The organism is Mesobacillus maritimus (assembly GCF_023715205.1).
GTDB classification, from domain to species: Bacteria; Bacillota; Bacilli; order Bacillales; family Cytobacillaceae; genus Mesobacillus_B; species Mesobacillus_B maritimus_C.
In genome coordinates, this window is record NZ_JAMBNR010000120.1 from 1 (window position 1) to 267 (window position 267).

At 41.2% G+C, this 267-nt stretch carries 1 rRNA gene; it reads right to left on the reverse strand.

Going from position 1 to position 267, the window contains the following annotated elements:
• Positions 1–202 precede the first annotated feature (202 nt).
• Positions 203–267: ribosomal RNA gene (locus M3182_RS25900) — 16S ribosomal RNA — on the reverse strand; the annotation flags it as partial.

The following is a 267-nucleotide window of genomic DNA, read 5'->3' on the forward strand; positions in this document are numbered from 1 at the left end:
TCAAGTGATGGACCGAAGCGACCTCGAGGGTCTAGACGCTGTAGCTAGACAGCATTTTGAGAGAATATTGCACTCTCAAAACTAAACAAACAAGCAGTCAATAGTGCAATTTTTTTAAAAATTGCTTAGTGCAAATTTTTAAATTTGCTTTGTACGAATCGTAAGATTCGCATTCCGAATGTCCTTACGACATTATCCTTAGAAAGGAGGTGATCCAGCCGCACCTTCCGATACGGCTACCTTGTTACGACTTCACCCCAATCATCT